13 protein-coding genes and 1 pseudogene are annotated in these 13,504 nt (G+C 44.2%); 11 read left to right on the top strand and 3 right to left on the bottom strand.

Going from position 1 to position 13,504, the window contains the following annotated elements:
- The 6 genes and pseudogenes from QUA20_RS26395 to folP all read left to right on the top strand — a co-directional run.
- Positions 1-141: pseudogene (locus tag QUA20_RS26395) on the top strand (photosystem II D2 protein (photosystem q(a) protein)); the annotation flags it as partial.
- A gap of 157 nt (positions 142-298) precedes the next feature.
- Positions 299-1,678: a photosystem II reaction center protein CP43 gene (gene psbC, locus QUA20_RS26390; protein ID WP_172192768.1), complete on the top strand. Its 1,380-nt coding sequence runs from the start codon at positions 299-301 to the stop codon at positions 1,676-1,678.
- A gap of 234 nt (positions 1,679-1,912) precedes the next feature.
- Complete coding sequence (locus QUA20_RS26385; protein ID WP_333192611.1) at positions 1,913-4,720, top strand: helicase-related protein; 2,808 nt, start codon at positions 1,913-1,915, stop codon at positions 4,718-4,720.
- Positions 4,721-4,986: 266 nt separating this feature from the next.
- A complete protein-coding gene (locus QUA20_RS26380) occupies positions 4,987-5,172 on the top strand; it encodes a PCP reductase family protein (protein WP_172192764.1) in 186 nt (61 codons plus the stop codon).
- 68 nt (positions 5,173-5,240) lie between these two features.
- On the top strand, positions 5,241-5,969 hold the full coding sequence (gene tpiA / locus QUA20_RS26375) for a triose-phosphate isomerase (protein WP_333192609.1): 729 nt from the start codon (positions 5,241-5,243) through the stop codon (positions 5,967-5,969).
- A 242-nt stretch (positions 5,970-6,211) separates the two neighbouring features.
- Positions 6,212-7,075 carry a dihydropteroate synthase gene (gene folP / locus QUA20_RS26370; RefSeq protein ID WP_333192607.1) on the top strand — a complete coding sequence of 288 codons (864 nt, stop codon included), beginning with the start codon at positions 6,212-6,214 and terminating at the stop codon, positions 7,073-7,075.
- On the opposite strand, the gene QUA20_RS26365 is transcribed toward folP, so the two are convergent.
- Positions 7,066-7,905: an SPFH domain-containing protein gene (locus QUA20_RS26365; protein WP_172192758.1), complete on the bottom strand. Its 840-nt coding sequence runs from the start codon at positions 7,903-7,905 to the stop codon at positions 7,066-7,068. The two genes, folP and QUA20_RS26365, sit on opposite strands and share 10 nt — an antisense overlap.
- A 195-nt stretch (positions 7,906-8,100) precedes the next feature.
- On the opposite strand from QUA20_RS26365, the gene QUA20_RS26360 reads away from it, so the two are divergent.
- Positions 8,101-8,871, top strand: a complete 771-nt coding sequence (locus QUA20_RS26360) for a tetratricopeptide repeat protein (protein WP_172192756.1) — start codon at positions 8,101-8,103, stop codon at positions 8,869-8,871.
- Positions 8,872-8,967: 96 nt separating this feature from the next.
- Here QUA20_RS26360 and aroB read toward each other — a convergent pair whose 3' ends face one another.
- The gene (aroB, locus tag QUA20_RS26355) at positions 8,968-10,062 is read right to left on the bottom strand and encodes a 3-dehydroquinate synthase (protein WP_333192601.1); all 1,095 of its coding nucleotides are present in this window, start codon (positions 10,060-10,062) and stop codon (positions 8,968-8,970) included.
- Between the two features lie 77 nt (positions 10,063-10,139).
- Between aroB and petL the strand changes: the two genes are divergently transcribed.
- On the top strand, positions 10,140-10,241 hold the full coding sequence (gene petL / locus QUA20_RS26350; RefSeq protein WP_015175161.1) for a cytochrome b6-f complex subunit PetL: 102 nt from the start codon (positions 10,140-10,142) through the stop codon (positions 10,239-10,241).
- A gap of 259 nt (positions 10,242-10,500) precedes the next feature.
- The gene (locus QUA20_RS26345) at positions 10,501-10,701 is read left to right on the top strand and encodes a hypothetical protein (protein WP_333192598.1); all 201 of its coding nucleotides are present in this window, start codon (positions 10,501-10,503) and stop codon (positions 10,699-10,701) included.
- A gap of 226 nt (positions 10,702-10,927) precedes the next feature.
- Here QUA20_RS26345 and QUA20_RS26340 read toward each other — a convergent pair whose 3' ends face one another.
- On the bottom strand, positions 10,928-11,179 hold the full coding sequence (locus QUA20_RS26340; protein WP_333192596.1) for a KTSC domain-containing protein: 252 nt from the start codon (positions 11,177-11,179) through the stop codon (positions 10,928-10,930).
- Between the two features lie 192 nt (positions 11,180-11,371).
- On the opposite strand from QUA20_RS26340, the gene QUA20_RS26335 reads away from it, so the two are divergent.
- Together QUA20_RS26335 and QUA20_RS26330 are read left to right on the top strand one after the other, a co-directional pair.
- Entirely contained in the window at positions 11,372-11,962 is a 591-nt protein-coding gene (locus QUA20_RS26335) for a chromophore lyase CpcT/CpeT (RefSeq protein ID WP_333192594.1), read from the top strand.
- A 110-nt stretch (positions 11,963-12,072) separates the two neighbouring features.
- A complete protein-coding gene (locus tag QUA20_RS26330) occupies positions 12,073-13,221 on the top strand; it encodes an NAD-dependent epimerase/dehydratase family protein (protein ID WP_333192592.1) in 1,149 nt (382 codons plus the stop codon).
- The last annotated feature ends 283 nt before the right edge of the window (positions 13,222-13,504 follow it).

Raw genomic sequence — 13,504 nt, 5'->3', positions numbered from 1 at the left:
GAAGATCCTGAGTTTGAAACGTTCTACACTAAGAACATTCTGCTTAACGAAGGCATTCGTGCTTGGATGGCTCCTACGGACCAACCCCACGAAAACTTCATCTTCCCTGAAGAAGTTCTGCCTCGCGGTAACGCACTTTAAAAAAATCTGGATTTGGATTTCAGATTAATTTAATTTTTTTAAACTGAAATTGAAATCCAAATCCCTATTCCCCGGGGCAGGCGCGGTGATACCGTGACCTACTAGGGAACAAAAAAACCCAAAATCCAAAATCTAAAATCGTTGGAGGTTCTACCGGGTGGTAACGCTCTCTAATTCCTACGCAAGCGGTCGCGACCAAGAATCCTCCGGGTTCGCTTGGTGGTCTGGCAACGCTCGTTTAATCAATCTATCTGGCAAACTGCTGGGCGCCCACGTCGCTCACTCTGGCTTGATCGTTTTCTGGGCCGGTGCAATGACTTTGTTTGAAGTCGCTCACTTTATCCCAGAAAAGCCCATGTACGAACAGGGCTTAATTTTGATGCCCCACATCGCTACTTTGGGTTGGGGCGTCGGCCCCGGCGGTGAAGTAACGGATATCTTCCCGTTCTTCGTAGTCGGCGTTCTTCACTTGATTTCATCTGCTGTTCTCGGTTTGGGCGGTATTTATCACGCCGTTCGCGGTCCGGAAGTTCTCGAAGAATACTCTTCGTTCTTCGGCTACGACTGGAAAGATAAGAACCAGATGACCAATATCATCGGCTACCACCTGATTCTGTTGGGATGCGGCGCTCTGCTGCTAGTAGCTAAGGCCATGTTCTTCGGCGGTGTCTACGACACTTGGGCTCCGGGCGGCGGCGACGTGCGTATTATCACGAACCCCACTCTCAACCCGGCTGTGATTTTTGGCTACTTGGTTCGCTCTCCTTTTGGTGGCGAAGGCTGGATTGTCAGCGTCAACAACATGGAAGATATCATCGGCGGTCACATCTGGCTTGGCCTGATTTGTATCGCTGGCGGTGTTTGGCACATTTTGACCAAGCCTTTCGGCTGGGCTCGCCGCGCCTTAATCTGGTCTGGCGAAGCTTACCTGTCTTACAGCTTGGGCGCTTTGTCCCTGATGGGATTCATCGCTTGCTGCTTTGTCTGGTTCAACAACACTGCTTACCCCAGCGAATTCTACGGCCCGACGGGCCCGGAAGCTTCTCAAGCGCAAGCTTTGACCTTCCTGATCCGCGACCAACGCTTGGGTGCTAACGTCGGTTCTGCACAAGGCCCCACCGGTCTGGGTAAATACCTGATGCGCTCTCCTACTGGCGAAATCATTTTCGGCGGTGAAACGATGCGTTTCTGGGATTTCCAAGGCCCTTGGTTGGAACCCTTGCGCGGTACTAACGGTTTGGACTTGAACAAAATCAAGAACGACATTCAGCCTTGGCAAGCTCGCCGCGCTGCTGAGTACATGACTCACGCTCCTTTGGGTTCTCTGAACTCTGTGGGCGGCTTGGCAACTGAAGTTAACGCGTTTAACTTTACGTCACCTCGTTCTTGGCTGGCCTGTTTCCACTTTGTGATGGGTTTCTTCTTCTTAGTCGGCCACTTGTGGCACGCTGGTCGCGCTCGCGCGGCTGTCGCTGGCTTTGAAAGAGGTATCGATCGCGAAAATGAAGCGGTACTTTCTATGCCAGACTTAGACTAATCGATCGAATTTATTTCTGATTTGATTGTCTAGTTGAAAAAGGCTCCTGCTTAACGGCAGGAGCTTTTTTTGTAGGGGAATCTTTGGGAAAGTTTGGTTGACAAATAGGGAGGATTATGGAAACATTGAATTCCCAAGGGGATATGGATATAAAAATTTGAGCGGGGATAGGGAAAACGAGCGTCTGTATGGGCTGACGGCTGAAGGAATGAATATTATTAGGGGAGAGTAATTATGCAACACAATAAAAAACGTTCAAGTTGGTTTGAATCAGGTAAATCATTGCAATATATTATTAAGGAGCTACAAGAAGCTCAACAAAAAATTCGGATTGCTACAGGATTTTTTACAATTAAAGGATGGAACTTAATCCGTCGTTACACTACAGGTAAAAAAACCTATCTTTTAGTTGGCTTAGACGATCCTGGTGAACAACGAGCAAGAATGGCTTTAATTCAAGAAATAATGCGAGACTTACGAACAGGATTAGACAGAGATAGAAGAAAATCGGTTCGTGACCTTGTGAAAAAAATACAGTCTAATCAATTTGAAATTGTTGATGCTAGGGTAAAAGACCACCATAACAAGCTTTATATTTATGATGAAAGAGCTGCTATTCAAACCTCTTCAAATTTAACTGGAAAAGGACTCCTGGATCAAGTCGAAGGCGGAAATATTATTACTGAAAAATCTGAAGTAATCGCTTTAATTCAGGAGTTCGATGGCCATTTTAAAAATGCTCAAGATTTAACCCAAGACCTGCTAGAAATCTTGTTGAAATGGTTAGAATTGGCTACACCTTGGGATATTTATCTAAAAACAATATTAACTTTAGAGCAAATTAAACCCGTTAAAACTACTTATAGTAAAAAGCCTCTCATTTATCAACAGGATATGATTTCTTTAACATTAAGCCAAATTTATGGACATGGTGGCTCAATGCTAGTTGCTTCAACAGGACTAGGTAAAACTGTGATGGGAACTTTAATTGCGGTTCAATTAAAATCAGAAGATTTTATTGATAAAGTGATTATTATTTGTCCTATGCCTGTTAAGGCTAGTTGGCGTAAAGAAATGCGAGATGCTAGTATATCTGCTGATTTTTTCAATCTTGAAACTTTAGATAAAGAAGATTCAAATAAAGCCAGGGATCTGGATAGTTGGGAGGATTTTATTAAGGATATCCGCTCAGGGAAAGGACGTTATTTATTAATATTTGATGAAAGTCATAAGTTAAGAAAGCGTTATCCCGATCAATTTGGAAATAAATATTCTCAAACTGAAAAAAGAAGAGAAAGAAAAGCATTTACTAGAATCCATGAAGTGGTGAATGAATTTGGAAACCCCGAAAGAGTTAAAGTTTTATTGTTAACAGGTTCACCTTACGCCACAGATATTGAGAATATTAATGTTCAACTTCTTTTATTACCTCACACTGCCCCACCTGATGTTTTATTTCCGGAGTTTTTTGATAATGCTCGTGCTTGGAAAATTGAAGAATCAAGTCAATTCACACAATTACCTGTTGCTCACCAATTAACAACTCCCCACGTTGCTAAATATTATGGTCAATCAGATGAAAAAGGACGTTATATCAATTTGGGAGAACAAAAAAAATATTTTCCTGATGTTCTTCTTTTTACTATTTCTTTTCCTGTAATTTTGGAATCTGAGTTAAGCTCAGTAATCACTCAAGGCTATTTTGATTTAAACATACCTAATGCTATATATCGAAAAAATATTGTTACTCAGATCAAGAAAGCCTGGGCAAGTTCTCCTTTAGCATTAAAAGAAAGTTTAGAAAGTGTTGTCGATACCCCTGGAGGAGAAAAAGCATTTATTTTGGAGAAGTCTGAATTTTTGATTTCAAAAGAAGAACGTCAAGAAGTTTTAAATCCAATTATTAGTAAGCTAGATAAATCCGAACCACAACAAGATAAAAAACTCCAAAATTTGCTGAAGATTATAGATTTTCACTGTCCTCAAGAAAAATTAGTGATTTTTTGTGAACGTTATCCTACTGCTTCTTATTTAGAAGAAACAATTAAATTGTTAAAGCCATTTTTAAGAATATTTAGCACGATTGAAAAAAATAAAGATACTAAATATCAACCAAAAACTTTAAATAAAGTAGAAAAAGCAATTGAAAAGTTTGCCCCCATTGCTAATAATACTTCTCCAAATGGTGAAGACACTTATGATGTATTTATCACTACTGATAATTATGGCATTGGCGTTAATATGCAGGATGCCTCAGTTGTAGTTAATTATGACATAGCATGGACTCCTATTGAGCCGATTCAAAGAGCCGGAAGAATTTTAAGACTTTGGGATGATTTTCGGACTGTAAGAATATATACTTTCATTCCAATTCTTACAGAGACCAAAGAATTACAAGATGAATTTGTAGATATAGGTAAACGTTGGGATAAGTTAATGCAACGCCATGAAGAATCTCGTAAATTAACTGATTTGCCTGTTTTAACATCAGATGATAACCAATTAATTAATATGCCAGATTTTGCTTCGGATACTAAAGTTAAAAAGGGAATTTTAACTCTTGAGAATGCCGATGATAAAGACGTTTCTCGTTATTATCAACATACTCGTAAACTACATTTCCATCGCGCTCATGCGGAAAGTCTCGAAAGTGATTTGGTTAGTGCTTTAAATTATTCAGGTGAATATATTCTTATATATATTCTTTTGAAACAGAATGATGACTATAAAATAGTATTATACGATGGACAAAAAGACAACTTGCGCTCTCCTTCACCTGAGCATATTCTAAATTTAATTGAATGTACTCCTGAAACTGAAGTTGCTTTAGTAGAGGCGAATATAGTAGAAGAGTTGGCTGATGTTGCTATTAGAAAATGGTGTCAGCAAAATCAGATTAATGAAGAAGATGTGAGTAGAGAATGCACATTATATTTGAAGCCCAAGGATAGTGAAAATTCTATCAAAAAATTGCTAAGGTATGAAGGCCCTGACGAGTCTGAGGCTACTGATTGGACGCGACCCGGCCATCCGCCCGGTTGAGAGAGTTGCTGCTAAACGAAGGTTTAGAGTGTTACACGATGGAGAGTTCATCAGTTACTTGCAGGCTATCTTGGGCATGGCAAGGTTGGAGGCAATTCGACAAGAGCAGAATCAGCTTTTACAAGAAGCGTCCGCTATTTTAGGCAAGCAATTTAAGGCAGAGTGAGAAAGTGTGGCCCGATCGCAACTCGTGGTAAATTTAATACATCTAGGCTTTCCATCAAAGCCAGATCAATAAAGGCTTGTAGTCGATCGCTCAATACGCCATGCCCGATTCCGAATTTTCCGACGATCTCAAATGGACGCCAGAAGCCAAGGCGAAGCTGAAAAATATTCCCTATTTTGTCCGGGGACAAGCTCGCATCCGCATCGAGAACTTGGCCCGCGAAGCCGAAACCGAAGTGGTCACCGTTGACTTAGTGGAGCAAGCTCGCATCGAGTTTGGGCAATAAGGGATCGAAAGGTACGCTAAAGCTTTAGACTATTAATTGCGTTGTAAGGACAAGGACTTAAAGAAATAGTGCGCAACATAGTTATAGCTGGCAACTGGAAAATGTACAAAACTAGGGCAGAATCCCTAGAGTTTCTTCAAGGATTCATGTCCTGCCTGACGGAAACCCCAGAGGAACGGGAAGTCGTGCTTTGCGTTCCCTTCACTTCCTTGGCTGTCCTCTCGAAAAATTTGCACGGCAGCCGGATCAGACTCGGTGCTCAGAACGTTCACTGGCAAGAGTCGGGAGCTTTTACTGGGGAAATTTCCGGGCCAATGCTGAGTGAACTTGGTGTGCGCTATGTCATCGTAGGGCACAGCGAGCGGCGCCAATATTTTGGGGAAACTGACGAAACGGTGAATTTTCGGCTGAAAGCTGCTCAGAAATACGATTTAATTCCGATTCTGTGCGTTGGCGAAACCAAGCAGCAGCGAGATGCAGGGGAAACTGAATCTCACATTTTTTCTCAGTTGGAAAAAGATTTGGTTGGGGTTGACCAGCAGAAATTGGTAATTGCTTACGAGCCTATTTGGGCGATCGGCACTGGCGATACTTGCGAAACTAAGGAAGCTAACCGAGTTATTGGTTTGATTCGCAGTAAATTGACTAATCCTGGCGTGCCAATTCAGTACGGCGGCTCTGTTAAACCGGAGAATATTGATGAAGTTATGGTCATGCCTGAGATTGACGGGGTTCTGGTAGGCGGTGCGAGTTTGGAAGCTGCCAGTTTTGCTCGAATTGTCAATTACAAGTTGTGAAAATTGAAGTAGGGGCTGGTGATAACGCCAAAAATTTGTCGGCAGTTGCTTAAATTTGTGTTCTTACCCGCCCTGACTGGGATAGTTGGGCGATCGACTTTCTACGAAATTTTCGCCTCTGAAACCCTTGGGAAGGGCGGGTTTTGTACAAAAATTCTTCAGGGAGAGGCAGAGACTTTTTGCTCAACCAGCCCCTAAAAGTTATCTGTTATATTTTCAAGTAGAGCGATTTAGAATAACTCATGACCGATCGCAAATTAACCATTAGAAATAAAGCTTTCGAGTGGGGAAAACGCACTTATTTAATGGGTGTTTTGAATGTTACCCCTGACAGTTTTAGCGACGGCGGAGATTTCAATACTATAGAATCTGCTTTATTGCAAGCGGAAAATATGGTAAAATCGGGGGTAGATATTATTGATATTGGCGGTCAATCTACTCGGCCCGGTGCGCCGGAAATATCCTCTTCAGAGGAGATCGATCGCGTTATACCTCTCGTACATATACTGCGGCAAAAAGCCGATATTTTTGGCTCAGTTCCTATTTCGGTCGATACTACCAGAGGGCGGGTTGCGAAAGCTGCGGTTGAGGCGGGAGCGGATATAATTAACGATATTTCGGGAGCTACTTTTGACTCGGAAATGCTGTCAACAGTTGCTAAGTTAAAAGTTCCAATAATTTTGATGCACATTCGGGGGAATCCCCAGACGATGCAAAAACTTACCGATTATAGCGATTTAATTGGGGAAATTAGGGAATTTTTAGAGAGTAGAATTGTGGCGGCAGTTGCTGCGGGGATTGACAAATCTCAAATTATTCTCGACCCCGGTATTGGCTTCGCTAAGAATTACAGTCAAAACTTGGCAATTCTGCGCGAGTTGCGCAAATTCCGTGTTTTAAACTGTCCAATTTTAGTCGGAGTATCGCGCAAAAGCTTCATCGGTCACATTTTGAATCAGCCAGAAGCGAAACAAAGAATTTGGGGGACAGCGGCGGCTTGTACAGGTGCGATCGCAAATTCAGCAGATATATTGCGCGTTCACGATGTCAGAGAAATGCGCGATGTCTCTCAGGTAGCCGACGCCATCTTCCGATATCAGTCTTGAGTAGTTTGAGTATCGATAACTTTCATTTCCCCGCCGCCATCTCCCGGAGGGACATCAGGGATAGACTCCATCAAATTGTTGAGGGCCTCTGACATATTTCTCGGGTCCATAAACAGAATTTTGGCATTGTCGCTTTCACCCAATTTTTGTTGAGCGTCTAAGTATTTTTCGGTTACTAAGTAATTCAAAACTTGCTTACTATTCGGATGGGAATCTAAAGCTTCAACTAAGAGCCTCATGTACTCCTTAGTGCCGATCGCTTTATTGACCATTGCTTGCCACTCGCTCTTAGTAGCGCGCTCCAATTCCATAGCTTCTTGCACCCTTTTCGGAGGTGTAATGCTTTGAATTTCCACCCGAATTACTTTGACACCCCAAGTTTCTGTAGCTTCGTCCAACTTCTTGAGTAACTTTTTATTCATGTCATCTCGGGAACCCAAGATGTCTTGCATTGGCAATCGACCAATTTCAGCGCGAAACGTCGTTAAAACTAAGTTGGCGATCGCATTTTCAATTTGATCGATTCCATAATAAGCTTTCTGTAAATTCACAACCCGCCAATACACAACGGCATCGACTTCTAGAGCCACATTATCTCCCGTGATTGCTGACTGAGGTTTAATGTCTAAAACTCTTTCACGGCTTGTGTCCACGCAGACGACTTTTTCGACCAGGGGACTGATAAAGTGGAATCCTGGCTTGAGGGTGCGCTTGTATTGACCCAAACGTTCCACTAAAGCTTCGTCGCCACCACTGACTATTTTGACGCTGGAGTTAACAGCGTAGCCGACGATGAGCGCAAAGAGCATGGTAAGAATAGACTGCCCCATTTCTATTTTCCTGCTAAGGTTGACTGAGAATAGATCGGAATTCTACTCTAATTTAACTCAAACTCGGCTACACAGTGCTAAAATATCTCGACTGTTAATAACTCAAACTATTTCATCTGGTGGGCCCGCCCTCTGCTCCGACTCTTGCGGCGCTAGTGAAACCCAGGATATCAACAACACGTTTCCACAAAAGACATGAAAAACGATCGAGAGTTTCGCTTGTTCAAACCTTTGAGGTGGATTGCCCCAAGCATTTTGGTGGGTGCAGGAATCTGCAATGCCGCAGCGGCCCAACCGGCACAAGCTGAGACAATCGCCCTGCAAATCTCGCAAAACTTGCAGTCGCAGAACTTGCAGCCACCGCGCCGAGGCCCTGCTGTTCGGGAAGTTCTATCCTACGAGATGAAGGGAGACGAACTCAGGATTTGCAAGCAGCAAGGCAACTCCGAGAAAAAGTGCGAAGTTGTAGGTAAGGGCTACACGGTGGGTTTGAGAACTGCCAACGACCTTTACGGTCAAGGAAATGTGGTCAATGCCGAAGCTTTGTACCGGCAACTAATCGCTCGCTATCCCAAACAAGCGGATGCTTATTACAAGTTGGGAAGTATGCTGTCGGGGCAAGGTAAAATGAGCGATGCGATCGTTCTATTCCAAAAAGCAATTGAAGTCAACCCGCAACACGCCAAAGCTCACAACGATTTAGGCGTAGCGATGGCAAGTCAGGGGCAGTTGCCCGAGGCAATTGTTCAGTGGAGACAAGCCGTTAAAATTAACGATCAATATCCCGATGCTTTAAACAATTTAGGAGTCGGTTTGTACCAGCAAGGAGACAAGGAAAACCAAGCGGAGGCAGTAGCCAGCCTCAAAAAAGCTAAGGAGTTATTTATCAAGCAAGGCAGAACTCAAGCCGCAAACAGAGTCGATAAAATTTTGGAGGAAATGAATTCGGCGTCGAGCGACTCCTAAACTCAACCGCCGATCGGACATTGAAACAAAAAACACCATAGGCGATCGGCGTTAATCAGTGTTCAGCGGCGGTTAAACACCCCCAAAAACGAGAATTTAAAGCATTTCCTTCAAAACTTGTATAATCAAATCCCCATCCACCCGATCGCTCACAGCAGCCTCACCCAAGCGCACCGGCAGCACAAACCGCACCTTGCCATCCTGCACCTTCTTATCCAGTTGCAAAGTATGCAAAATTTCCTCAACATCTAAACCAGCCGGCAATTTGGCAGGTAAACCCGCTTTTTCAATCAAAGCAGACTGGCGGCGATCGCACTCAGCATCCCACATTCCCAACTCCACAGCCAATCGGCTTGAGGCAGCCATGCCGATGGCCACTCCTTCCCCGTGATTGATCACCTTGTAATTGGTCAAACTTTCCACAGCATGACCGATGGTGTGCCCGTAATTCAAAATCGCCCGCAAACCCGATTCCTTCTCGTCTTTGCTGACCACCTCAGCCTTAGCTTGGCAAGACCTACTCAAAATTTCTGCCAACAAATCCGCCTTCACATAGCGCATTTGATCCAAACGCTTGCAATTCTCCAACTTCCCAAAAAGTTCGGCATCCCAAATCACCCCGTACTTGATGACTTCCGCCATCGCCGAACGAAACTCCCTGGCCGGCAGAGTTTTGAGTACATCCGGGTCAATCAAAACCAAGCGCGGCTGGTGAAAAGCCCCGATTAAATTCTTCCCCAAAGGATGATTTACCCCCGTTTTGCCGCCAATAGAAGCATCAACCATCGCCAGCAGCGAAGTCGGAACTTGCACGACATTAATTCCCCGCAGCCAAGTCGCCGCAGCAAAACCCGTCATATCGCCCACAACCCCGCCGCCCAAAGCCACCATTGTCGAGGAACGTTCTAAACGGTTTTCCAAAGCCGCACCGTAAATCTTCTGTACCGAATTTAAAGTTTTGTACTGTTCTCCCGGTGGTAAAATGCAGCTACCGACTTCCAGACCGGCCGATTCGAGGGCTGCTGTTGCTCTTTCGCCGTACTGCCGAAAAATCGACTGATTCGACACCAGCAGCACTTTTTTGCCCAAACTTAGATCGCCCATCAGACTGCCGAGTTCGTCTAAACCGCCCGATCGCACGCAAACATTGTAAGATTGTGGCCCCAAGTCAACTTTAATTATCGATTGCATATTTATCTAATTTAGATATTAGATTTTAGATTATAGTTCTTATAGGTCTTTTTATTGATTGTTTTGGAGAAATTGCAATGACTCTTAGCGGAGCAATAACTTATTTTGGGATTTTTGGCGGCGCGATCGGCTTGGCGACAGTGCTGATGTTTGGTCTGCGGGCTGTCAAACTCATCTAATTTGCTAATTTAGATGTCTGAACCAGAGTATTTAATCTCTGGCAAAAGTATCAGTTAGACAAAGTATTTGCGCCAAAAATCTCTGATTAAATCTCTGGATTGACGGCGCAAATATTTTTTTATTTCATTAAACTTGATGCTATAATTTCCTAATTTTATATTAGAAAAAAAGTAATTTGGTTAATGCTTCAATCTAAAATCTAAAATCTAAAATCGCTCGCTTCCCCAATTATCTAGAAGACGAGGATGAAGATTAATTATGCGGAAATATATCATTTTTAAGGCTCAATCGATGTCAGCAGAAGGCTGGGAAAATAGAATGTTGGCTCACACTGGGGCAACAACTGATCTTCTCTGCGAGTATTACGATTCCTCTGAAGAACCTCTACCTCAACCCGGGAATCGTCCCTACGAGTTTTACCGAATTGAAGAGTTCGACGATCCGCAATTCCCTCCATAGCGATACTCACTATCGAGTCGGAGATTGGGAAGTTGTCAGGGTGGAACAATACCCAACGGAGGCACCAGGAAGCAAATACGATTTGATTGCTGTCTGTTATTGTCAGTACGCACCTAAACCTAGTCCTAGAAAGGCCAGTCTCAAGTGCTCGTATTTCGATCGACTCGTTTGGAGGAGATGAGGCAGCTTATCAGCAATATCTTGAGAGTAACGCTAAATCTGAGGTTTATTCGCATTGAGGATGAGAAGATATTAATGCCTTACTTATCGCCACCAGTTCGTAGGGATAGCAATGAATGATTTCAGAACGTATATAACTACCTTTTGAGTCAGATTCCATCAATTCCAAGTAGACAGTCTTAGGGACTTCAAAGTATCGATATGTCTGGTCGCTATTCAAAATAATTTCCAAGGTGGAAGTTGTTTCGTCATAACCCACAGCTTGGATCGTCCTAAATTCGACTGGTTCTAGTTTCATGGTAATTTTGCAATCCATTTCTATAAATATTTATAGCCGATTGCCAGAGAAGTTAAGTCAGCCCGCCTAAATACCCAGATCCCCGACTTCTTTAAGAAGTCGGGGATCTAATAGCGATCGCGTCTTAATTTCCCTTAAAATAACTTCTACTCCCCTCAATCTAAAATCCAAAATCCAAAATCCAAAATCGAAATGACTCATTCCACCGATATCATTACCCTCGGCCGCTGGATGGCCGCCGACTTCAGCAACCAAGCCCAAGCCTTTGAAAATCCACCCTTTTTCGCCCACATCCGCGTCTGCATGAGACCTTTGCCCGTCGAAGTTCTGGATGGGCTCAGCTTGTACCTAGAACAAGCCTACGATATTGAACTGAATGTACCGTACCGAGTCCGAGTTTTAAAATTAGTCCCGGTGGGCGATCGAATCGACATCGAAAATTATGCCATAGAAAACGAAGAACAATTCTACGGCGCTTCCCGCGACCCGCAACGGCTGCAAGAAATCAAAAAAGCACAACTGACACTGCTCCCGGGCTGCACCTTTATTACGCAGTGGACGGGCAACAGCTTCAAAGGGTTTGTCGAACCCGGAAAAGGCTGTGCCGTGGTCAGAAAGGGCAAAAAAACTTATCTAGACAGCGAATTCGAGATTGACCAAGACAAATTTATTAGCCACGATCGCGGACGCGACCCAGAAACCGACGCCCACGTCTGGGGAGCCCAGGCCGGCCCCTTTGAATTCACCCGCCGGGCCAGTTTCGCCGACGAAATTCCGGTTTAATCCAAAAAAACAGAGTCCCTCCTGGGCGAACACGCTTGATTAAAGGTTCAGAATGTACCATTACCTGGTACATTAACCCAGTATTGGCAAGCAAGATTCACCGTTGATTTATGAAAGTCCTGGTTATTGGTGGCGATGGCTATTGCGGTTGGGCAACCGCACTCTACCTTTCTAACAAGGGTTACGAAGTTGGCATCCTCGACAGCTTCGTGCGGCGGCACTGGGATCTGGAACTGTGCAGCGACACCCTCACTCCCATCGCACCGATTCAGCAACGACTCCAGCGATGGCAAGATTTAACGGGCAAGTCGATCGACTTGTTCGTCGGTGACATCACCAACTACGATTTTCTCAGCAAAAGCATGAGAAAATTTGCACCAGAGGCGATCGTCCATTTTGGCGAACAGCGTTCTGCCCCCTTCTCAATGATCGATCGCGAACACGCAGTCCTCACCCAAGTCAATAACGTCGTCGGGACACTCAACCTGCTGTACGCCATCCGCGAAGATTTCCCCGACTGTCACCTTGTGAAATTGGGGACAATGGGCGAATACGGCACGCCGAATATTGATATTGAAGAAGGCTACATCACGATCGAACACAACGGCCGCAAGGATACACTGCCCTATCCCAAACAACCAGGCAGTTTCTACCACCTGTCAAAAGTCCACGACTCCCACAACATCCATTTTGCTTGCAAAATCTGGGGTTTAAGAGCCACCGACTTAAATCAGGGCGTAGTCTACGGCGTGCTCACAGATGAAACCGGCATGGACGAACTGTTGATCAACCGTTTGGACTACGACGGAGTATTCGGTACAGCATTGAACAGATTTTGCATCCAAGCTGCGATCGGTCATCCTCTGACAGTTTACGGAACAGGCGGACAAACCCGCAGTTTCTTAGACATTCGGGATACCGTGCGGTGCGTGGAATTGGCGATCGCCAACCCCGCCGAAGCCGGACAATTCCGAGTCTTCAACCAATTCACCGAACTATTCAGCGTCGGCGACTTAGCCTCATTGGTGCAAAAAGCAGGCACGGCAATGGGATTAAAAGTAGAAATCAACAACATCGAAAATCCCAGAGTCGAGAAGGAAGAACATTATTTCAATGCCAAAAACACCAACTTGCTAGACCTCGGCTTGCAACCGCACTACCTCTCAGATTCCCTGCTCGATTCTCTGCTGAATTTTGCCACAAAATATCAGCACCGCGTCGATAAAAATCAGATTTTGCCGAAGGTTTCTTGGAAGTAAGTTCTGGTATCTACCTGCGGGGTAAGAGATTTTTTAACGAACCGCGAAGGCGCGAAGGGCGCGAAGTAAGATAAAAAAAGGGAAGAGAGGAGAAATGTTTGCAAGTTCTGAATCAATTTCGGTGTAGATTACTTTTTTCATATCTATCTTTTTTATCTTTTGCTCTGTGTTCTCTGCGTCCTCTGCGCTTAATTGAAAAATGGCATAAGGTTTTTACTGCTGGCTTTTTGGGAATAAAGCCGTGAAAAGTCGAATTCTTATTCTGTTGCTTTTGATTGTTCTG

The sequence above is a fragment of the Microcoleus sp. Pol7_A1 genome (assembly GCF_036701085.1).
GTDB lineage: Bacteria > Cyanobacteriota > Cyanobacteriia > Cyanobacteriales > Microcoleaceae > Microcoleus > Microcoleus asticus.
Note: the sequence above shows the minus strand (reverse complement) of the source record. Positions and strands in the feature narration are given on the sequence as shown.

What these genes read in the sequence shown, in the direction of transcription:
- QUA20_RS26365 (WP_172192758.1), bottom strand. Translation starts at nt 7,905, where the DNA reads ATGGGGCAGTCTATTCTTACCATGCTCTTTGCGCTCATCGTCGGCTAC.
- petL (WP_015175161.1), top strand. Translation starts at nt 10,140, where the DNA reads ATGACTCTTAGCGGAGCAATAACTTATTTTGGGATTTTTGGCGGCGCG.
- QUA20_RS26385 (WP_333192611.1), top strand. Translation starts at nt 1,913, where the DNA reads ATGCAACACAATAAAAAACGTTCAAGTTGGTTTGAATCAGGTAAATCA.
- aroB (WP_333192601.1), bottom strand. Translation starts at nt 10,062, where the DNA reads ATGCAATCGATAATTAAAGTTGACTTGGGGCCACAATCTTACAATGTT.
- folP (WP_333192607.1), top strand. Translation starts at nt 6,212, where the DNA reads ATGACCGATCGCAAATTAACCATTAGAAATAAAGCTTTCGAGTGGGGA.
- QUA20_RS26340 (WP_333192596.1), bottom strand. Translation starts at nt 11,179, where the DNA reads ATGAAACTAGAACCAGTCGAATTTAGGACGATCCAAGCTGTGGGTTAT.
- QUA20_RS26345 (WP_333192598.1), top strand. Translation starts at nt 10,501, where the DNA reads ATGCGGAAATATATCATTTTTAAGGCTCAATCGATGTCAGCAGAAGGC.
- QUA20_RS26380 (WP_172192764.1), top strand. Translation starts at nt 4,987, where the DNA reads ATGCCCGATTCCGAATTTTCCGACGATCTCAAATGGACGCCAGAAGCC.
- QUA20_RS26335 (WP_333192594.1), top strand. Translation starts at nt 11,372, where the DNA reads ATGACTCATTCCACCGATATCATTACCCTCGGCCGCTGGATGGCCGCC.
- QUA20_RS26330 (WP_333192592.1), top strand. Translation starts at nt 12,073, where the DNA reads ATGAAAGTCCTGGTTATTGGTGGCGATGGCTATTGCGGTTGGGCAACC.
- QUA20_RS26360 (WP_172192756.1), top strand. Translation starts at nt 8,101, where the DNA reads ATGAAAAACGATCGAGAGTTTCGCTTGTTCAAACCTTTGAGGTGGATT.